General features: G+C 52.0%; 22 protein-coding genes. 7 read left to right on the forward strand and 15 right to left on the reverse strand.

All coding sequences use genetic code 11. From position 1 onward, the window contains the following. Positions 1-105: 105 nt before the first annotated feature. Both argS and QWT68_RS10715 read right to left on the reverse strand, forming a co-directional pair. Complete coding sequence (gene argS / locus QWT68_RS10710; RefSeq protein ID WP_290148328.1) at positions 106-1,773, reverse strand: arginine--tRNA ligase; 1,668 nt, start codon at positions 1,771-1,773, stop codon at positions 106-108. After that, positions 1,770-2,207: a YwiB family protein gene (locus QWT68_RS10715; protein WP_290148330.1), complete on the reverse strand. Its 438-nt coding sequence runs from the start codon at positions 2,205-2,207 to the stop codon at positions 1,770-1,772. The genes argS and QWT68_RS10715 overlap by 4 nt, the downstream gene beginning before the upstream one ends. Positions 2,208-2,386: 179 nt before the next feature. Between QWT68_RS10715 and QWT68_RS10720 the strand changes: the two genes are divergently transcribed. Next, the gene (locus QWT68_RS10720; RefSeq protein ID WP_348539785.1) at positions 2,387-4,426 is read left to right on the forward strand and encodes a transglycosylase domain-containing protein; all 2,040 of its coding nucleotides are present in this window, start codon (positions 2,387-2,389) and stop codon (positions 4,424-4,426) included. A 642-nt stretch (positions 4,427-5,068) separates the two neighbouring features. On the opposite strand, the gene QWT68_RS10725 is transcribed toward QWT68_RS10720, so the two are convergent. Continuing rightward, positions 5,069-5,599 (reverse strand): YwhD family protein, encoded by a 531-nt coding sequence (locus QWT68_RS10725; protein WP_040287590.1) that lies wholly within the window; start codon positions 5,597-5,599, stop codon positions 5,069-5,071. Positions 5,600-5,667: 68 nt separating this feature from the next. On the opposite strand from QWT68_RS10725, the gene thmT reads away from it, so the two are divergent. Continuing rightward, positions 5,668-5,853, forward strand: coding sequence for a 2-hydroxymuconate tautomerase (gene thmT, locus QWT68_RS10730; protein ID WP_040287591.1), 186 nt, complete (start codon positions 5,668-5,670; stop codon positions 5,851-5,853). A gap of 53 nt (positions 5,854-5,906) precedes the next feature. Here the strand turns inward: thmT and QWT68_RS10735 are convergent, their stop codons facing one another. Further along, positions 5,907-6,410: a YwgA family protein gene (locus QWT68_RS10735; protein ID WP_040287592.1), complete on the reverse strand. Its 504-nt coding sequence runs from the start codon at positions 6,408-6,410 to the stop codon at positions 5,907-5,909. 15 nt (positions 6,411-6,425) lie between these two features. Further along, positions 6,426-7,724, reverse strand: coding sequence for an HD domain-containing protein (locus QWT68_RS10740; protein WP_040287593.1), 1,299 nt, complete (start codon positions 7,722-7,724; stop codon positions 6,426-6,428). Between the two features lie 177 nt (positions 7,725-7,901). On the opposite strand from QWT68_RS10740, the gene QWT68_RS10745 reads away from it, so the two are divergent. Continuing rightward, positions 7,902-8,537, forward strand: a complete 636-nt coding sequence (locus QWT68_RS10745) for an RsfA family transcriptional regulator (RefSeq protein ID WP_290148332.1) — start codon at positions 7,902-7,904, stop codon at positions 8,535-8,537. Positions 8,538-8,566: 29 nt separating this feature from the next. Here QWT68_RS10745 and lipL read toward each other — a convergent pair whose 3' ends face one another. Next, the gene (lipL, locus tag QWT68_RS10750) at positions 8,567-9,409 is read right to left on the reverse strand and encodes an octanoyl-[GcvH]:protein N-octanoyltransferase (RefSeq protein ID WP_052461898.1); all 843 of its coding nucleotides are present in this window, start codon (positions 9,407-9,409) and stop codon (positions 8,567-8,569) included. 213 nt (positions 9,410-9,622) lie between these two features. On the opposite strand from lipL, the gene hemQ reads away from it, so the two are divergent. After that, positions 9,623-10,375: a hydrogen peroxide-dependent heme synthase gene (gene hemQ / locus QWT68_RS10755; RefSeq protein WP_290148335.1), complete on the forward strand. Its 753-nt coding sequence runs from the start codon at positions 9,623-9,625 to the stop codon at positions 10,373-10,375. Positions 10,376-10,680: 305 nt separating this feature from the next. Here hemQ and QWT68_RS10760 read toward each other — a convergent pair whose 3' ends face one another. Further along, positions 10,681-11,634: a nuclease-related domain-containing protein gene (locus QWT68_RS10760; protein ID WP_290148337.1), complete on the reverse strand. Its 954-nt coding sequence runs from the start codon at positions 11,632-11,634 to the stop codon at positions 10,681-10,683. 727 nt (positions 11,635-12,361) lie between these two features. Here QWT68_RS10760 and QWT68_RS10765 point away from each other — a divergent pair. The 3 genes from QWT68_RS10765 to gerQ all read left to right on the forward strand — a co-directional run bounded on the left by QWT68_RS10765 (position 12,362) and on the right by gerQ (position 15,040). Further along, positions 12,362-13,636, forward strand: coding sequence for an IS110 family RNA-guided transposase (locus tag QWT68_RS10765; RefSeq protein ID WP_290148032.1), 1,275 nt, complete (start codon positions 12,362-12,364; stop codon positions 13,634-13,636). 555 nt (positions 13,637-14,191) lie between these two features. After that, positions 14,192-14,611 (forward strand): cell wall hydrolase, encoded by a 420-nt coding sequence (locus tag QWT68_RS10770; protein WP_290148339.1) that lies wholly within the window; start codon positions 14,192-14,194, stop codon positions 14,609-14,611. Between the two features lie 72 nt (positions 14,612-14,683). Then, on the forward strand, positions 14,684-15,040 hold the full coding sequence (gene gerQ / locus QWT68_RS10775; protein WP_431312225.1) for a spore coat protein GerQ: 357 nt from the start codon (positions 14,684-14,686) through the stop codon (positions 15,038-15,040). A 48-nt stretch (positions 15,041-15,088) separates the two neighbouring features. Here gerQ and QWT68_RS10780 read toward each other — a convergent pair whose 3' ends face one another. The 8 genes from QWT68_RS10780 to QWT68_RS10815 form a co-directional block, all read right to left on the reverse strand. Further along, on the reverse strand, positions 15,089-15,469 hold the full coding sequence (locus QWT68_RS10780; RefSeq protein ID WP_290148341.1) for a DUF423 domain-containing protein: 381 nt from the start codon (positions 15,467-15,469) through the stop codon (positions 15,089-15,091). 145 nt (positions 15,470-15,614) lie between these two features. Next, positions 15,615-16,250 carry an ABC transporter ATP-binding protein gene (locus QWT68_RS10785; protein ID WP_290148343.1) on the reverse strand — a complete coding sequence of 212 codons (636 nt, stop codon included), beginning with the start codon at positions 16,248-16,250 and terminating at the stop codon, positions 15,615-15,617. Positions 16,251-16,265: 15 nt separating this feature from the next. Continuing rightward, on the reverse strand, positions 16,266-17,777 hold the full coding sequence (locus QWT68_RS10790) for a hypothetical protein (RefSeq protein ID WP_290148345.1): 1,512 nt from the start codon (positions 17,775-17,777) through the stop codon (positions 16,266-16,268). Next, the gene (locus tag QWT68_RS10795; RefSeq protein ID WP_290148347.1) at positions 17,765-18,547 is read right to left on the reverse strand and encodes an ABC transporter permease; all 783 of its coding nucleotides are present in this window, start codon (positions 18,545-18,547) and stop codon (positions 17,765-17,767) included. The genes QWT68_RS10790 and QWT68_RS10795 overlap by 13 nt, the downstream gene beginning before the upstream one ends. A gap of 66 nt (positions 18,548-18,613) precedes the next feature. Further along, positions 18,614-18,994, reverse strand: coding sequence for a hypothetical protein (locus tag QWT68_RS10800; RefSeq protein WP_290148349.1), 381 nt, complete (start codon positions 18,992-18,994; stop codon positions 18,614-18,616). Between the two features lie 334 nt (positions 18,995-19,328). Continuing rightward, positions 19,329-19,601, reverse strand: coding sequence for a YwdI family protein (locus QWT68_RS10805; protein ID WP_290148351.1), 273 nt, complete (start codon positions 19,599-19,601; stop codon positions 19,329-19,331). Continuing rightward, positions 19,598-19,774 (reverse strand): uracil-DNA glycosylase, encoded by a 177-nt coding sequence (locus QWT68_RS10810; protein WP_290148353.1) that lies wholly within the window; start codon positions 19,772-19,774, stop codon positions 19,598-19,600. The genes QWT68_RS10805 and QWT68_RS10810 overlap by 4 nt, the downstream gene beginning before the upstream one ends. 17 nt (positions 19,775-19,791) lie before the next feature. Further along, positions 19,792-20,475, reverse strand: coding sequence for a uracil-DNA glycosylase (locus tag QWT68_RS10815; protein ID WP_290148355.1), 684 nt, complete (start codon positions 20,473-20,475; stop codon positions 19,792-19,794). Position 20,476: the final 1 nt, after the last annotated feature.

The raw sequence follows: 20,476 nt of genomic DNA on the forward strand, positions 1-20,476 counted from the left end.
GGGCGGAAGTATCGGACACTTCGCCGAATTCATCGGCATCCGGACACAATTCTCACCGATTCCGCGCATGCAAAAAGCCCGGCGCGTTCGGCGCCGGGCTTTCGGTTACATGCGGTCGGGTGCTGCGACACCGACCAGTTTCAGTGCGTTGGCGATTGTTGTGCGGGTCGCGGTGACCAGTGCGATACGGGCTTCCGTCAGCTCACGGTTGTCCGGGTCGAGCACTTTTTCCGCATTGTAGAAGCTGTGGAACGTCGCCGCCAGCTCCTGGATGTATGTCGTGATGCGGTGCGGCGCACGGAGGCGCGCCGCATCGCCGACGATTTGCGGGAAGTCGCCGATCTTCTTCAGCAGCTCGATCTCCTTCTCGGCCTTCAGCAGATCGACGTGCTCCATGGATGCTGCGAACCCTTGCTCCGCTGCTGCACGCAGGATCGACGAGATGCGGGCATGCGCATATTGTGCATAGTATACCGGGTTTTCATTCGACTTGGACACAGCGAGGTCGAGGTCGAAGTCCATCTGCGAATCGCCGGAGCGCATCGCGAAGAAGTAGCGCGCTGCATCCAGACCGACGAGTTCCACGAGCTCACGCAGCGTGACGGCCTTGCCCGTCCGTTTGCTCATCTTGAACTTCTCGCCGTCCTTATACAGCTGCACCATCTGCGCGACTTCCACTTCCAGCGTGTCGCGATCGTAGCCGAGCGCCTGGATGGCCGCTTTCATGCGTGGAATGTAGCCGTGGTGATCGGCACCCCAGATGTTGATGAGTGTGTCGAACCCGCGGCGCAGCTTGTCTTCGTGATACGCGATATCCGGCGTCAAGTATGTGTATGTGCCATCTTTTTTGATGAGGACGCGGTCTTTATCATCGCCGAATTCGGTCGAACGGAACCACGTAGCGCCGTCCTCCTCATAGACATGACCGTTTTCACGGAGCTTGTTCAGGGCTACATCAATCTTGCCGTCCTTATAGAGGGAGGTCTCGGAGAACCAGACGTCGAACGGCACGCGGAAATCGGCGAGGTCCTGCTTCAGCTTGCCGAGCTCGATGTCCAGGCCGTATTTGCGGAAGAACTGATAGCGTTCTTCATCCGGCACAGATACGAATTTGTCGCCGTATTCCGCGACGAGCTGCTTGGCGATATCAATGATGTCCGCGCCCTGGTAGCCGTCCGCAGGCATGTCCTTGTCGAGGCCGAGTTCCTGGAAATACCGGGCTTCGACGGAGCGTGCAAGGTTTTCGACCTGGTTGCCGGCGTCGTTGATGTAATATTCGCGGGAGACATCATAGCCTGCGAAGTCGAGGATGCTGGAGAGCGCGTCGCCGAGCGATGCGCCGCGGGCATGGCCGAGGTGCAGGTCGCCGGTCGGGTTCGCCGAGACGAACTCGACCTGGATCTTTTCGTGCTGCCCGGACTCTGTGCGGCCGTAAGATTCTCCCTGGCTGAGCACCGTCTTGACGACGTCGCTCAAGTAATCCTTCTTGAGGATGATGTTCATGAATCCCGGACCTGCGATATCGACGGACTCGATCGATGTGCCGGATGTATCGAGCTTCTCGAGGATCGCTTCCGCAATCGCGCGCGGCGGCTTCTTCGCAATTTTCGTCAGCTGCATGGCGATGTTGGTCGCATAGTCGCCGTTGTCCTTGTTCTTCGGTGTTTCGAGCATGATGTCCGGCAGGCTGGTCTCATCCGCCAGGCCGGTTCTCAGCACTGCTATATGCAGGGCGTCTTTCACTTCGTTCTGGATCTGTTCAACTGCATTCATCGTGTTCCCTCCGCGTAAGTAATAGTCAGTTCGTAATGTCCGAGCAATCCGTCTTCAGCGTGCATTTCGTAGCTGACGCGGAATTCGCCATGGTCGTGATCTTCTGTCAGCAGGAGCTCATTCGTGACCACATGCAGGTCGAGCGCGAGCGGTCCGTTCGCATACGTGCCGGGCCGGGTCCCGCCGGGTGCGAATGGCAGCCGCATCCGGATGGCGCCGGTCCGCATGATGACCGCGTCTTCCGGATCGAGCTTGATCGTCGTCCGGACGGTTTCCGCGTTCTGCTTCTCTTCGTAGCGCAAGTACCGTCTGCCGCCTTTTTCCGTGATCGTCCCTGCCAGTTCGAGTTCCATGAAATCCGTGTCCTGTCCGGGATGCCGGATCTCCGATTTCAAGTTGATCGTCACCGGTACGATCGGGGGCTGCGTTCCCATCCGTCCACCGCCTTTTCGAGTCTATATTCTATCCATTATAGCGGCTGCCGCACGTTTTTTTCAATCCCGGCCTGTCCGTTGCCCTTTTTTGGAGAGTTCCGTTTAATTCACCTCCGCCATTCCCATACTGACCGCAAACGTTTTGGAAAGGACAGGATGCTATGCGGCGGACGGATTTTGTGAAGAAGACCAGACGGAAAGCCCGGTACCGTTTCGCAGGGCTGCTGACGATCACGGGGTTCACGGCGGTGCTGACGGTTCTCATCTGCCTGCGGGTGTATGCGCAGATCGCAGGCCCGCCGTCGCTCAGTGTGCCCGAGGCGACGGTGTTCATCGACCGGAATGACCATCAGATCGGCGACCGGTTCTCCGGGGAGCGCCGCTACTGGGTCGGCTTGGATGAGATGTCTCCGTTCCTCGTCGATGCGTTCGTCGCGGTGGAGGATAAGAATTTCTACAAGCACGGCGGGTTCGATTATAAGCGGATTGCGGGCGCTGTCCTGAAGGATGTGAAGGCGGGCCGGAAAGCGGAAGGGGCCAGCACGATCACCCAGCAGTACGCACGGAACCTCTATCTGACGAACGAAAAATCATGGACCCGGAAAGCGAACGAAGCGCTCTATGCATACCGGATGGAGCTTTTTTACGATAAAGAACGCATCCTCGAAGGCTATCTGAACACTGTCTATTTCGGTCATGGTATGTACGGCGTCGAAGCCGCGAGCCGGTACTTCTTCGCGAAGCCGGCGGGGGAGCTGACGCTTGAGGAGGCGGCGGCCATCGCCGCCATCCCGAAAGGGCCGTCGATCTACTCCCCTGCCGCCAACAAGGAGAAAGCGGAAAACCGCCGCCAGATCGTGCTGCGGCTGATGGCGGAACAGGGGTTCATCTCCCCCGACCAGAGGGAACGGGCAGGCGGCCAGCAGCTTGTGCTGAAAACGGAAGAGTGGTCGGATCAGAAGGACATCGCTCCCTACTTCCTGAACGAAGTGTGGCAGGACGCAGAAAAGATCCTGGTCGGCAAAGGGAGGTATCCTGCGGAAGGCGGCTGGACCATCAAGACGACGCTCGATCTGGCGCATCAGCAGAAGGCGGAGGAGATCATCGCGGACCGGATGCCGGACAATGACCTGCAGATCGGGTTCGTCTCCATGAAACCGGATACCGGTGAAGTGACGGCGATGGTCGGCGGCCGGAGCTTTGCGGACAGTCCGTTCAACCGGGTCACACAGGCGAAGCGGCAGCCGGGCTCCGCCATGAAGCCGATCCTGTATGCGGCGGCGCTTGAAGACGGGTTCAATCCGCTGACGTTCATCTCGACGGAAAAGACGATTTTCACGTATGACGACGGGCGTTCGTCGTACGAACCGAGCAATGTCAACGGAAAATTCGGCGATCACCCGATTTCACTGGCACAGGCGCTCGCGGTGTCCGACAATATCTATGCCGTGAAGACGCTCGAGGAGATCGGCTACCGGAAATACAATTCAATGGCCGAGAAGCTCGGCATCCAAGTGAAGTTCCCCGAGTCCCCCGCTGTCGCTCTCGGTACGTCCGCAGTGACACTGTTCGAGATGACAGGCGCCTACAACCGGGTGGCGTCGGGCGGCCGGAAGATCGATCCTGTCCTGATCCTCTCCATCGAGGACTCCCGCGGGAAACTGGTGTATGAGCACCCTGAACAGACGAAGAAGCGGGCGATGACCGAGGAGAATGCGTTCGTCCTGACCCATCTGATGACGGGGATGTTCGACCCGGTGTTCAATGACTATCTGACCGCGACCGGCGTATCGATGCGCGCTTCGCAGACGCGGCCGTATGCCGCAAAGTCCGGGACGACGCTGTCCGACCAATACTTGATCGGCTACTCCCCGACACTGACGGCAGGCATCTGGACCGGCTACGACGTCGGCAGGCAGATCGAGGAAGCCGAGGACAAGGCGGCCTCGAAACGGATCTGGATCGACTTCATGGAAAGTGCGCATTCCGGTCTACGGCCTGAGCCGTTCCTGCCGCCGCACGGAGTCAAAGGGGTCACCGTCGATATCGAGACAGGCGGCATCGCGGTGGAAGGCTGTGCGAAGCAGCGGCTCGTCTATCTGAAGGAACGCGATGTGCCGAAGCAGCTCTGTACGGATAAGACGCTGCGGGAGACCCGGCTGCAGGGGACGAAGGAGAAAAAAGGTTTCGATCTGTTCCCATTTTCGTTCTTTGAGTGATACAGGGGCGGAGGACAGCCTGCTGCACCATTTGCGTCCTTCGGCAAATTGGGCGGCAGCCTGTCCTCCTTTGAATGGGGCAGCCTCCATACAGCCGGATAGCCCGCATACATGCTTCTGTGGTGTTGCTTGAGCGGGGGACGGCTTTGCTTGAGCGCAGAGGCAACTTGCTTGAGCGCGGGATGACTCTGCTTGAGCGCGGGATGATTTACTTGAGCGCGGGATGACCCTGCTTGAGCGCGGGATGATTTACTTGAGCGCGGGATGACCCTGCTTGAGCGCAAGACGACTTACTTGAGCGCGGGACAACCTGCTTGAGCGCGGTGCTTCGAGCTGCCGCGTGAATGGAGCGGTTTGCGGGCGGAATGGATTGCTTAGGCAGCGGAATGGAGCGGTTCAGCCTGTTGAAATACCGTGCAGCATTATGGATCGGGTCGCCGCGTGAATGGAGCGGTCCGCCGCCCGCACTATGCACAACCACGAAAAAAGCTTCCTGCCGTTGGGTCGAACGGCGGGAAGCTTTTTATGCGGCGGGCGAGCCCGCGTGTCCTAGCCTACAATAGCAAGCTATCTTTTAGTTTACTGTGTTTCCGTGTGACATTCAACTACATGTTACCGGTTTTTCCCGTTGTCACAAAGCCTTCATAAATGAGGGGACGATTCGCTGAGTGCGATGTGGAGCTTCGGCTCGCTGTTGTTCCACATTTCTTCATTATGCTCTTTCAGGAAATCTGCGAGGATCTCCTTCGAAGTTTCATCCATATTGTCAACGAGGATCTGGCGTTTCATCGACTTGTCCATCCGGTTCACATGATCGGCCAGGATCTTATAGCCGCGTCGCTTCTCCCGGTTGACGATCATTTCACAGGATGTCACGCCCGCGTAATAGGGTCCGTTTTCATTGAAATCGATCGTCACCCAGATGAGCCAGTACAGCTTGCCGCCCTCCGAGTCTTCGCGGTTCGTTGTGAACTTGATGCCCCGCTCGATATCGCTTTTCGCATGCATGGCGCCCACTTCGATGGAGGCCGTGCCTTCTTCTGTATCGATCATGACGGGTGTCACGTTCTCAAGCGACAGCGATCCGATGCCGAACCCTTTGTGTCCGTCAGTCGGATCGTTCTTGATGATCGTGAAGCCCAGCTTCTGTTTCGGTTTCTGCTCGTCTGCCATTTCCGCAAGCCCCTTCCTTTCTGGTAGTATATCTACTATACCCAATTTACCGGAAAGGTGGAACCAGGATGCCGTATGTAACTGTGAAGATGCTGGAAGGGCGGACGGATGAGCAGAAGCGCGAATTGTGTGAGAAAGTGACAGCCGTCGTTGCCGAGACTGTGAATGCACCGAAGGAAAAAGTCGTCGTGTTCATTGAAGAAATGCCGAAATCGCATTACGCGGTCGCCGGCAAGCGCCTCAGCGACAATTGAGTAAAAGCCGGATGGCAGCCAGGTCACCCCTGTGCCATCCGGCTTTCTTCGTTTCACGCCACGCACGCTGACATTTCAGCGATGAAGGCGAACGCGGTGTCCATCTCCTCATCGGAGAAGTTGAGCTTGTTCTTGACGATCCGCACTTTCGCAATCTGGTCCGCACGGTCGAGATGGTCGAAATACAGCAGTGTCGACACGAGTTCCAGGAAACGGGAACTCTGCGTATTGAGCCGGCTGATGCACGGGCCGAGCTCGTCCGCAGGGAAATCCGCCGTCTCGGAAAACTTCACGCCGTCCTCCGTCGCCTTGTACGTGTACTGCACATAAGAGCCTTTGTCGGTGCAGGTTTCATGCAGGAATCCCATCTCGCACAATTCCTCGATCCGCAATGTCAGTTCCTCTGAATAAGGGCCGTACATGTGCAGCTCGTATTTCTCCGCAAAATCGAACTGCAGTTTCTTCAGTATGTATACCATCTTCTGTAATTTCTTCCGCCCGTTCACTTCCTCCGCGAGGGAGATCATCTGGACGATCTTCGCGTGTTCCGCAAGCATTGCGCACGCTCCTTTCTAGCTTCTCAGCAGCTGCAGTATTTCGTTGTACAGCGGGTTGTCCCCCTGCTGTGCTTCCAAGACGTCTTCCGGGAAATAGATTTTGTGGTCCGTGCGCCGCTTGCCGGAGATCGCATCGACGATGTCCGAGGAGCGCGACAGTTCGCTCAGCTCCCCGTTCGGCAGCTGCAGGTAGATCGGGACGCGCTCGTTCTCTTCACCGGGCCGATAGAAGTCGTATGGCAGATCGGAGGATGAGTCGGTCACCAGATAATATTCCGGATCGAGTCCTGCCTGCCGGAACAGGCCGTCGAGCCGCAGCAGTTTGCGGTATTCCTTCGCAGGATCGAATTCCGCGTACTGGAACAGTTTCCGGTTGATGAACCGGCCGCACAGGTCGGACAGGATCGGATCCTGTTCCTTCATCCACAATTGGAAATAGGTGAACAGCACGCCTTCGTCGAGCGAGATGTAGTCTTCCAATGTAATGGTTTTATCGAAAAAAGCACGGAAGGCGATGGGGTCCTGTTGAAACGTATACCCTGTTTTGTACAATTCTTTCGCCCGGTGCAAAATTTTGATGAGAATGACTTCAGCGCTCCGGGAAACCGGGTGGAAGTACACCTGCCAGTACATCTGGTAGCGGCTCATGATGTAGTCCTCGACGGCATGCATGCCGCTCGACTTGATGACGACCTGCTCTTCCGCCGGGCGCATGACGCGGAGGATCCGCTCCATGTCGAAGTGGCCGTACTGGACGCCTGTGTAATAGGCGTCGCGCTGCAGGTAGTCCATCCGGTCAGCATCGATCTGGCTGGAGATCAGACTGATGACGAGCTTGTCCGCATACGTCTTGCCGACGACATCCGCGACGCGCTGCGGAAATTCCGGACTGACCCGCTTCAGGACGGCATTCACTTCCGTATCGCCGAGCAGGATGGCCTGCGTGAACTTCTCGTGATCGAGGTCGAACACTTTTTCGAATGCATGGGAGAACGGGCCGTGGCCGAGGTCGTGGAGCAGTGCTGCGCAAAGCGCGACGAGGCGTTCACCCTCATTCCATTCGGGTCTGCCGCCGAAGCCGCTGTCGATGATGCGGCGGACAATTTCGTAGACACCGAGGGAATGCTGGAACCGGCTGTGTTCCGCGCCGTGGAAGACGAGATAGGTCGTGCCGAGCTGCCGGATCCGGCGCAGGCGCTGGAACTCCCGCGTGCCGATAACATCCCAGATCACCCGGTCGCGTACGTGGATATAGCGGTGCACCGGGTCTTTGAACACCTTCTCTTCCGCCAGTTTTTCATGCTCGTAGGACATGCCGCACCTCCGTTCATCGTTTCCTTCCAGTATACCAAATGACAGGGATTTGGACAGCGCAAATCGGCCCATCCGGAAGAAGTTGAAAGTATTAATCTTTTGTTCTGTATAAACATCGCGCAAGCTGACCATGCTGTCGGTAGAAAGCGAGAACGTTATTACTAGGAGGCATTGGAGATGGTGAAAATCAGACAGGATGCATGGCTTGAAGAAAACGATAAGTTGTTGGCGGACACGGTATTGCGGCATGTACGTGAAGGGAGCACCCAGCTGAGCGCCTTCGAAGAAGTCGGGGATGTCCTGAACCGGACGGCTGCCGCGTGCGGCTTCCGCTGGAATGCGGTCGTACGCCAGGATTACGAAAAGGAGCTCGCACAGGCGAAGAAAGAACGGAAGCAGGCACTCCGCGTGCTCGGCAGCGATTTCAAACGCCGCTCCGTTCCGCTCTACCAGCCACAGGAAACGGGTGACGATCCCCGCGGGGCAGCCGTTCCGCTGTCAGCATTGACGATGGATACCGTGATTGCCTATCTGCTCCGGGTGCAGCACACAGGCGGGGCAAACCAGGATGCGCTGCGCTGGGAACAGACCGCCAAGGCGGCGCAGAAACGCGCGGAAGAGCTTGAAAAGACGATCGAGCTGCTGAAGAAGGAGAACCGGTCGATCCGGGATGATTATGAGCAGTTCGTCGAAATCATGAACCGCGCACGGCGCCTGGTCGCGCTCGACGAAGACAGCGAGCAAACTGCCCCGTCCTTCCAGATGGAACCGAACGGCAATCTCGTATCAAAAGAACCGCCTATGACTCACTAATAGGCGGTTCTTTCCTGCCGGCGGACGCATCAGCCGCGGGCGATCATTTTGGCGTTCCGGTCGACGACGCGCTGCAGATAGAACGCATAAAGATCCATCTCCTCTTCACGGAAGCCCCCGGTCTGCAGACTGCCGGCAAGCGCTTGAAGGAGCTGCTGGACACGGATATTGACGTCCGCGACGGTGAGCGGCATGCCGAGCAGCTCCGACAGCGACGCCATCGTCTCCGGACGGATACGCGGATAGGCGAACTTCGTCTCCTCCCCTGCGAGACCCTTGTCGTACAAGTCACGGACGAGCGCAGCCCGTCCGCTGCCGCTGCCCTCGACACAGAGATAGACTTGGACGGCGACGCCCTGCCGGAGGCGGCGCTGTGAAATGCCCGCAAACTTCCGGCCGCCGATGCTCAAGTCATAGCTGCCCGGGCAGTAGGAACCGGTGATTTCATAGGCTTCGATCGCCGTCCCAGCTTCCGGGAACAACATCCGGACGAATTCGAGCATGACCTCATAACCGGCGGGGATATCGATCGACCCCGTCTGTTCGGACAGCACGATGGAAATATTGAGGACACCCTGGTCGAGGACGACGGCCAGTCCCCCTGAATTCCGGACGATCGTGCGGTAGCCTGCAGCGTGGATGGCGGGAAGCGCGTCTTCAAGGTGGGGCAGCCGGTGGTCCTGGATGCCGAGCACGATCGTATTGTCGTGCACCCAGGTGCGGACTGCCGGCGGGCTCTGCTGCTGGCCGACGAGATGGCAGAGGGTGTCGTCTGCTGCGAACGATTCGAGGGCGGATCGGGTGCGCGCGGATAGGGATTCATCCATAAAACGCCATATCGGCACGTGCAGATAAGAGTCTGTCAGTTTCATGATAGGCTTAGCTCCTGTTAAGTGATGTCGTTTCTCCAGTTTACACTACTGCAGCCGCCCCATCCACCGGCTGATGGGTGGCGAATTGGTGACATCGAGGGCTGCCGCCCGATACGCTTGCAGTGATATGGTACACTGAAAACAGAACGGCGGCTGTGGGTGCGATCGCCCGCTGATCCGTCCGCATCCCATTTCAAAGGAGTTCGATTTCTCATGATTGAAGCAGCACAAACGCTTGACGGCTGGTATGTTTTGCACGATTTCCGTTCGATGGACTGGACTTCCTGGAAACTCATCTCGAAGGAAGAACGGCAGCATGCTGTCGACGAATTCGTGGCGTTTCTCGACAAGCTGAACAAGGCGGATGAAAACAAGACCGGTGCGCACGCGTTCTATACGATTGTCGGCCAGAAAGCCGACTTCATGCTGATGACGATGCGTCCGACAATGGATGAACTGCAGCAGCTCGAAGCGGAGTTCAACAAGCTGTCGATTGCAGACTTCACCCTTCCTGCGTATTCGTACGTCTCGGTTGTGGAACTGTCGAACTATCTGGCAGGCGGCGACTCGGATGAAGATCCGTATCAGAATCCGTATGTCCGCGGGCGCCTGTACCCGGAACTGCCGCGCAGCCAGTACGTCTGCTTCTACCCGATGGACAAGAAGCGCGAAGGTGACGTCAACTGGTACATGCTCGACATGGATGTCCGGAAAGAGATGATGCGCAGCCACGGTCTCATCGGCCGCAGCTATGCCGGCAAAGTGAAGCAGATCATCTCCGGCTCCGTCGGTTTCGACGATCACGAATGGGGCGTTACGCTGTTTGCGGATGACGTGCTCCAGTTCAAGAAACTGATCTACGAGATGCGCTTCGACGAAGTGAGCGCCCGCTACAGCGAGTTCGGTGAGTTCTTCGTCGGTACGATCCTGCAGGACGACAAGCGCGCTGACTTCTTTGCAGTGTGAATGGATTGATGGAAACCGCCGCGGCCTTTCTGAGGCCGGGCGGTTTTTTTGTGCGTCTGGGGGCCAGCTGGCGGGATGGTGCGGCGGTTTATGAGCGGTTTTAGGGGATTATGATCACTTTCTGGGTTTTATGATCACTTTTCAGGATTTATGATCACTTTGGGAGGTTTATGATCACTTTTCGGGGTTTATGATCACTTTGGCCGGTTTATGAGCGGAACGGCACTGTTTATGGTCACTTCCGTTCCCTGCTGCCCTGACAGAAAACGCTTCGCACGGCGAAGCGCAGCAAGTCGGTCCCGGTTTCAGTCTGCGAGCGTGTAGACGGCGGCTTTCCGTGTGCCGGACTGCCGGAGGAGCGGATGCTGGAGCGCCCGTTTGACGGTATGGCGGCACGTGACACCGGTGAACCTGCAAAACGTCCGGTTCGTCAGCTTCCTGCCGGCAAGCATGAAGTACTCCTCGATCGCCTGTTCATACGGCGTGCGCGAAGTTTCGCCGCACTGCAGGCATTTCCACTTCCTCCCTTCCAGGATCATCGCAATATCAGAGGAACAGCTGCCGCACAGCAGACCGGTCTTCAAGTCGTCCGGCGCGATGCCGTACCGGTCGGTGAGCGGAAATGGGCTGTACGGATTGTGGCAGGCGATCAGTTCATCCGCCAGCAGCCGGATGTCACGCTCAGACAGCCGCTCCTCTTCCATTCGCAAATTCCGGAAATAGGAAGGTGCTTCGTAATTGGAGACGACCGGGATTGCCGGTTCCTCCTCGAAGATCAGTTCATTATGATGAGCAAACGAGATCAGCCCTGTGACCGGGACATCGATGCCCCGGTCACTGAGCCAGCCGGTCAGGAAATGGATTTTCCTCTCCAGCTCGGCCGCCGGACTGCGGAACACCGTCCGGGTGCCGCCGGGCGTCTCTTTCAGGAACTGCAGGGGGTTCGCTTTGACGACAATCCGGTCTGCCACGTTTTTCACTTCCGTGATGACGATGCGGTCCGGCGCGATGAAAACGGAATCGAGCTGGAACCGGACCCTGTCATGCCGCAGGCTGAGATCATGCAGGATCGCGTGAGAATAATCTGTCCTCACTTCCTGCATGCAGCGGTCATACTCCTGCTCTCCCCCATAGCCGGCGCGCTGCTTGTACAGCTCTTCCTGGATGAACCGGTATTTCTCATGTGAGACCGGCAGCCGTCTCGCCAGTGCCTGTAATCCTTTCAGTTGTTCAGGTGCCGTTCGCTGTTTCATGAGCATCGCTGATATCCCCCTTGTTTTCATCGAGTGTATCCTGTTTCCCCTCAAAAGGGAATGGCTTTTGCGAAAGCCGCATTTTGCCCCCTTTTCAGCGGCCAAACTTGAAGTTTGGCGCTCAAAACAGGGCAAAATGAAGTTGTGTGCAGCTGTATTTTTTTGTCTTTTTTCATGAGTCTCGGTTGGTTTTTGTTTTGAGAAGGTCCGGCGATTGTGAAGTTATGAGCGGATCAGTGCAGTTTATGATCACTTTCCGGGGTTTATGAGCGGAAAACTGAGTTTATGATCACTTTTCCAAGTTTATGAGCGGAATCGCGGATTTATGATCACTTCCTGAGATTTATGAGCGGAAACGCAGGTCCACGGCACTCTGCTGCCAGACAGGCTCCCCCTGCCTGCCCGATCTGACAGAAATGCGGAGCGCAGCGGAGCACACAAGCCAGCACTTCTTTTATTTGCCGGAAGTGCATGCAGCGCGGCGGAAGTTCATCGGGAAGTGAGAGGACTGCCGCGAACTCTGCACCCGCGGGACCGGTGTATGTGAAGTTATGATCACTTTTCCAAGTTTATGAGCGGAAAACTGGGTTTATGATCACTTTTGCAGCTTTATGAGCATTCCTGTTTTGAACTTTTAAAGGGCTTGCACGCAAAAAAGCCCTCCTGGTATGATTCGGGGGTGTCATGTTCCTAGACGAAATGACCCCTAACTAAATACCAAGGAGGACTCGAAATGAATGATACCCAAAATCACAAAATCATGCAAGTGACAGAACAAACCTTGATAGTTGGTATCGATGTCGCCAAGGAGAAGCACTACGCCTGTATGGTCAACGATCGAGGCATTGTGCTGAAAAAGCCTTTTCCGGTCTTTCAGTCCAGGCAAGGATTCGATTTTCTTCAGGCAGAGATCCAGAACGCGATGAAGGAATTCGGCAAGACCGATGTGCTGGTAGGTGCCGAGCCGACAGGCCACTATGGCCTGAATTTGCGGCAATTCCTGCACGAACAGCACATCCCCTTCGTGGCTGTTCAGACACTTCATGTAAAGCGTTCTAAGGAGCTGGACGATAACATCCAGACCAAGAATGACAAGAAAGATGCCATCGTCATCGCTAAGCTTGTGAAGGATGGTCGGTATAGCTACCCGCGCCACCTGAAGGATCATGAAGCAGATATTAGGGTGGGCTCCACGCTGCGCAATAGCTTGGTCAAAGAACGGACTGCCCTGCAAAATAAGCTGATTCGCTGGACGGATGTCTACTTTCCAGAGTTCCGCAAGGTTTTCGGCTCGTTTGGCAAGATGGCATTGGCCGTCCTGACCTACACGCCTTTCCCTGCAGATTTCGAGGGGAAGTCCTTGGATGACTTGCGTAGTCTCTATCGCCAATCCGACGGATTGCGTTCTGTCCAGATGGCCAAGGTGAAGAAACTGATCCCTCTGTTGTCGCACACCATCGGCGCGTCTGAAGGCCAGCGGATTGCCCGCTTGGAGATTCAGTCGCTTGTCAGTCGGTTCCGTCAGGTAGAGCGGGAGCTGGCAGAGTTGGAAGACGCTTTGATGGCGATTATCCGGCCAACCGATGAGTATGAAATTTTAAACTCTGTGCCTGGAATTTCCGACTCGACTATTATCGATCTATTGTCTGAAGTCGGCAGCTTTACCCACTATAAGCATCCACGCCAATTGGAGAAATTAGCGGGATTAATGCTTCGGGAAAGCTCTTCGGGGAAACATACGGGCCAGAAGCGTCTCTCCAAGCGCGGCAGACGGCGTCTTCGTTCTGTTTTGTATCGAGTTACCTTGCCATTGGTTCAGCACAACCCAGCATTTCGTCAGCTTCATCTGTATTACACGACACGCCTTGAAAATCCTTTAAAGAAGAAAGAGTCAATGGTGGTTCTCTGCCGGAAATTACTCCATGTTCTCTTCGGTATGTGTAAACACCGCAGGGCATTTGATCCGCAACGTATGATACAGGATATCCCTGCCCTGGCCCAAGGCTGACCGACGTACCTTCTAATGTAAGACCTACAACAGGATGACACGGAGAAGCAGGCAAGAAATTCCGATTGGACCTCAGAGTCCCCTTATGAGCATAGCCAGCCTCCGCCTTATTACTAGATCCGACGAAGGAATGTTAGCGCCTAGACGCCAAGAGCCATGGGAGGGTACATCAGTATAAGGAACGCGGAGATCCAGAGTGCATCGCATACCAGTCCCGCCAGGGATGGAAATTACCTCCACCCTTGGCAGCGTAGCGTATGCTTGGCCTTCAATATTTTCACTTTTATTATAGGAACTGGTCATGAATCGAAGAGAAAAATTTTTTTGTCTCTCATTTACCACCGTGAACCCCTGGTATATCAATGTTTCAAGAGGGAGCGGAATCGCGGATTTATGATCACTTTCACGAGTTTATAAGCGGAATCTTGATTTTATGATCACTCTTGCAAGTTTATGAGCGGTACCGCGGGTTTATGAGCACTCCTGAACGCTTTCCGGACACGGTGGAATACTTGCGCGCGAGAAACAATAGGATAGATGTGAGGGGGTGATCGCATGGCGGTGATCAAAGCGACGAATAAGCATATCGATCTGCTCGCCCGCCTGATGCGTGCAGAGGCGGAGGGCGAGGGCAATCTCGGGATGCTGATGGTCGGAAATGTCGGCGTGAACCGGGTGCGGTCGGGCTGCCTCGACTTCACGGACATCCGCAACCTGGAAGACATGGTGTTCCAGCGGCCCGGCGGGTTCGAGGCGACGACGAAAGGCTACTTCTACCAGAGGGCACGTGAGCAGGACCGCAAGCTTGCACGGCGGGCGGTGAATGGCGAACGTTTCCATCCGGCGGAGCGGTCGCTCTGGTTCTTCATGCCGGCCGGGGACTGTCCGTCACAATGGTACGGCCAGTACAACACCGGGCGCTACAAGTCACACTGCTTCTTCTCACCGACGCAGCAGGATTGCCCGGACATCTAACTTTGAAAGGATGACAGTTTGGTTCAGTATCAGGGAACACCTACTTATCCCCAAGGCCAGTACGGCTATCCTGTGCCCAATCAGCAGGGCCAGTACGGGTATCCATCACAAGGCCAGCCGCAGACCGTGCCGCCGGCCGTCACCATTCCGAGCGGCCGGCCGCCTGCAGGCCCGTTCCGCGAAGAGTCGTACATCGAGAACATCCTGCGGCTCAACCGCGGGAAAGTCGGCACGTTCCATTTCTCCTTCGAGAACGCCATGGAAGCGGGAACGAACGTCAAGGCAGTCACCGGTATGGTGGAAGCTGCCGGCCGTGACCACGTCATCCTGAGTGAACAGCGCACCGGCAAGCGGTTCCTGTTCCCGATGATTTACTTCGACTACGCGGAGTTCAATGAAGAGCTCAATTACTTCCCGCAGCGGCCATGAAAAAACACCGGACCCCCTTTACATAAGGGAGTTCCGGTGTTTTTGCAATTAATGGCTGAATTTCGCAGCGGCGATGATCAGCATGATCCATCCGGCGATGAACGCCACGCCGCCGATCGGCGTGATGGCCCCGAGGATACCGATCCCTGACAGGCTCAAAATGTACAGACTGCCGGAAAAGATGATGATGCCGGCGAGGATCAGCCAGCCGGCCCATGTCAGCGATGCCGACGGGCCGAACAGTGACGGGCTCATGAGAATGCCGACCGCGAGCAGTGCGATGGCATGGAACATCTGATAGTGGACCGCCTTCTCCCAGACGTCCAGATAGTGGGCAGACAGCCTGTCCGCAAGTGCATGGGCGCCGAATGCGCCGAGGGCGACGGAAATCGCTCCGTTGACCGCCCCTGCAATGATGAAAAATGGCATGATTCCCCTGCTTTCTGTATTGACATATTGGTTGGTATTGAAGTAACCAAACATTAATATGGCATTCTAAAAATGCTTTTTATATTGCTTTCAAATCCTAAAATGCATTAAATGAAAGATATAAAATAATTTGAAGGAAACAACATTACAGAGAATCAAGTTTACAATTGTTAATACGATAAACTTTATCGCAAAGCAAGTTTATGTCGTCTTGATTGTGACTCGTTAATATTATGGTTTTTCCTTCTTTTTTGCAAGCTAATAGCAACTCTCGTATTTTTTTCACACTATCAAAGTCTAAAGCGTTAAAAGGCTCGTCCAAGATTAGCACCTTTTGATCTTCCATAATCGCCTGCGCTAACGCCAATTTTTGTTTCATTCCTAGAGAATAGTTCTTAACTTTTTGCTCAATATCCGGTTGCAATCCAACCCTAATCATAGTATTTCGAATAACTTCATCAGAAATCTCATTTTTAATCATCGCAAGAGATTTAAGGTTTTCAAAACCTGTACTGTTAGGCAAGTAACCTGGACGATCTATAATAATCCCAAAACCATCAGGAAACCTTATACTTTTACCTAATTCCTGTCCTCTGACAAACACTGCACCGTTATCAGGGAGGACAAACCCACAAATTAGTTTAAAAAGAACAGACTTGCCAGAACCATTATGTCCTATAATTCCATAAATCTCCCCTTCCTCCACTTGTAAATTAATTTTATCAAATAAAATTAGCCCCTTATATGACTTGCTCACGTTTTTCAGTTCGATTAATGTCATTTTAGTTATCCTCTCTTATAGATGAAGTTCTTTTTTGTTAAATAACCAGTAAATCATAAGACTTTGAAGCACTATAAATACTACAAGTAAAATGGTCGTAGAATAACTGCTCTCCCCAATTAAGATATGACCAAAACCGTTTAGACCCACCGGAACGACATTTATCCCTGGCAATAAAACCAGACAGAGTAAACCGATTAAAATCAGGATACTTAAAGAATTATCACTTACCCAACTTACAATAAAACCCATTAAAACGTAAAACATTAACTGTAAAAAACCATTTATAAGGAAGTGATACAGAATAGTATTGACACTTAGGTTATGATAAATATTACTTTTAAACGTAATGGTATAACCAGCTATAGAGGCAATAGTACAGGTAACTATAACCAATATACACAGTAGGCTAATTACAGCCACACATATTTTACCGAACCAACTCCAAAACCATTTAAAAAATGATCTGTACCTTATAATCTTATAATAGCTTATACCGGAAATTTCTCTCTCCAGATATACAAAAACTAAATACAAAAAACCAAAGTATACGATTATGTAATATAAATAAGAAAGATAAGAATAGCCAGCATGAGAGGTGCCTTGAAAGGTTTCAATTAATATATCCCCTATTGTTATCTTTTCATCTTGCAAGTTTATAACTTCAAATAAAATACCCACAATACAGAGTAACGCATAAATCATAACACCCATTTTTGAAAACATGCTACTTGTAAGTATGTGGGGTTTGTCAACCATCACTACTGCAAAAACACTCAGTATTATTAAACCCATTAGTATTAAGATTATCGTAAAGAAAGAATGTAAATTAGAAATACCATGATAAACAGAGAGATAGTTAGGTAACGCAACCCATTGCATCGAAGCAGGAAGAATTTTAAATGAAATAATAGCCCCGAGGTATGTAAACACTCCTATTAGACTAATGGCTATTTTATTTTTAGAAAAAGTATAGACTAGTGAAAAGACTAATTGGATCCATTGTATTGTTATAGAAAAGACCAATATTTGTGCAATAGCTGCAATTATAGGGGTTGCAAATTTTGACCGAAGGCTCCAGCTCAAATTATGTACGGTTTCTATTTTGCTGCCCTCGCTCCAGTAAATTGAATAGGGTATTCCCAATGTAAGGAGTGCCGCACATCCTATCCAAATTACTAGAATTAAAAATAAGTATTTAAAAAATTTCTTTTGCACTCTATAGATCCATTTTTTATACGATCCAATTCTAATCAAAATGTTGTATTCAAAATCTTGGATAGTTAATCTAATCATTATGAATAAAAGTAATGGAAAAATAAAATATAAAATTACATAAAGATTGCTTATTACAGTTATAAAAAAGTCCCACTTGTTTAAATAAACGTTTAGATTGACTGCTTCTCGGAGAATGTTAACTCTTTCATTTAACCCAAAAGCAAAAATAATTACTCCTACTAATAGCCATTTTAAGGTAAGCGCTTCATTTGTTAATGAAACGAATGATTTCTTCATTAAATTAACCATTCGTTTCTCTTCCTTTTCATCAATAATATTATAAGTCCCACGGTAGCTAAAAGAAGTATTGAGAACGGGAGTAATACCGTCCATAGTTCTTGTTGGGTGAGATTGTAAGGAAAAATAGTGCTCAATGGAGAAAACTGAGGAACTGACAAAATTGCAGTAATAAAGTTCATTATTTGATACCAGACAAAAGGTATCGACAGAGCTATGAAAGGATTATCTATGCACAGTGTTAAGAGATATGTAAGGGTAGCATATACCATACCGTTTATCGCAACCCAGGAAGAATATAAAATGCCGTAAGTAAAAGTACCTAACACTAGAAATTGATTAAAGGTAGTGTCAGTGGCCGGATTGGCCACGCCGCCGTATTGGATAAAAGAAAAGCCAGGTTCAATATACACTGCGAATAAAAACGTTGAAAATATTAAAATAAACGATATTACAAATGCTAGTAAAGCATTTACTATTCCCTTGCTCAACAAATATGTAGGTAGCCATATACGCGTTCGTGTATACAATAAGTAATTTTCTTTTCTTTCTATTACTAAACTGTCAGCATAAATCAGAATCATGAGAAGCGGAAAAATCATCGGTAAAAAACCTGAGAGTAGTCTTTGAAATACTTCAATGGAGCTGCTAAATGTGTAGCCATTTTTAATAATAAAAAATTGAATAAGGATAGGCAGACCTATTATGAATAGCCTTATTAACAAACGATTGTATGATAAAGCTTTTTTCAATTCAATTACTATTTGCTGATTTAACATCATACGTCCCCTCTTATATGAGAAAGAGTCTATCTGTCCGCAAACAAATAAACTCTTCTTTACAAATTTTTAGTTACTACTCCAAGTTCCTGTAACCTGCACACTAACTGGTGTAGAAAGATCATTACTAAATTGCACTCTGGCAGCTGCCCCTGATTTAACAGAATTAATTAAGAAATAGCTTCTATTGTCATCAATTCTAACCCACGGACCTGTGCCGCTAGATGAGTTCATTCTAGCATCTACTTGATAGTTGCCTCCAACAGTAGCTGAATTTAAGTATCCATCTGCACTACTTTTTGCTTTAGTTTGATAGCTAGTATAGCCACTGCCATTAAACTTTCCTACCGTGGTATTGTAGCTTGTAAAAGCAGTACCCGCCTTGGTTAAAGCTCCACCGGAAATTAGCAGCACAAATGCCAAGAACCCTACAACCATTTTCTTTTTCAATTGCTCTTCCTCCTCTTTTATATTTATTAGATTTTTATAATATAACAGATAAATAGCTTTAGCAAGAAGAAAATGGTCATTTACTGTAATTGGTTATAAGTGACTATATTAGGTAAATGCAGGAACAGAAGAGTGTTAACTAAATGGTTCCCTTGGCCTAAAAGTAAAAAAGCCTCTCATTAAATGGTATGGCCTAAACCGACGTTTACATAACGAGATACCTCTTTTATTATGATTTATGTCGTTAAATTTTTCTTAATATTCAAAACATCCGGATTTTAACCAAAAACTGAAGTTGTTTTACATACCGGTTGTAAGGTTATGATTTCCCATCTTAAAAATCGAACAGCGATCCGCCGTTTGCGTCTTCCTCTTCCAGCAGTTTCCCTTCCATCTGACTGCTGACGGGTACTGCCGGGATGGATGGCGCAGCAGCGGGCGTCCGGGACGTCACGGATGAACCGCCGGCGTCTTTTGCGCCGAGGACGAGCCCGCATAGCGACTGCATCGCCGCGAGCGACTCCCGGATTTCCTGTTCGTCGGATGAATTCTTCGCTTTCGCCAGCTGTTTCTGGAGTTCATCCAGCACATGGGTCACTGAGATCATCGTCCCCCGCTCCCTTTCTTCGGTTCGAATTTCATGCATTCTATACCTGACGACCGCAGCACGACCGCGGACGGCAGCTCCCGCATCTTGAACCCATACGCCTTGCAGCCGCGCGGATGACGCGGTTCCCACGTGACATAAAAGTTGCGGCATTCAAAACAATTGACGGCCATGACGGCAGCGCCCCCCTTTACGATCCAGCATCGGTCCTGCACCAGTCGATCGGCAGCTCGCCCCATTGTTCGAGCTGCCCGTTCGTTCTCGAGAACGGCTTGGATCCGAAAAACCCCCTGTTTGCACTGAGCGGGCTCGGATGCACTGACTCAATCGTAACATGCTTTGTCAAATCGATGAGCCGCTTCTTCTCCTGCGCCGGCCTGCCCCAGAGGATGAAGACGATCGGCTTTTCGCGATCGGACAGCTTGCGGATGACGGCATCGGTGAACTGCTCCCAACCGTGCTTCTTATGGGAATGGGCCTGCCCTTCCCGCACGGTGAGGACGGTGTTCAGCAGCAGCACGCCCTGTTCCGTCCAGCCGGTCAGCGAACCGGACGCGGGCTTGGCACAGCCGATATCCGACTCGAGCTCCTTGAAGATGTTGCGGAGGCTCGGCGGAGTCCGGACGCCGTGCTGGACGGAGAAACTGAGACCGTGCGCCTGTCCGGCACCGTGATACGGATCCTGGCCGAGAATGACGACTTTCACGTTTTCATAGGATGTCTGCCTGAATGCGTTCCATATGTCATGCATGTCCGGGAAAACGGCGCCGGCTGCATATTCCTCTTTCAGGAATTCGCGCAGTTCCTGATAAAACGGTGCGCTGAACACATCGTCCAGGACTTCATCCCACCCGTTGTTGAATTCCGGTTTCATA

Origin of the sequence: Sporosarcina trichiuri, assembly GCF_030406775.1 — a bacterium.
In the GTDB taxonomy this organism is placed as follows: Bacteria; Bacillota; Bacilli; order Bacillales_A; family Planococcaceae; genus Sporosarcina; species Sporosarcina trichiuri.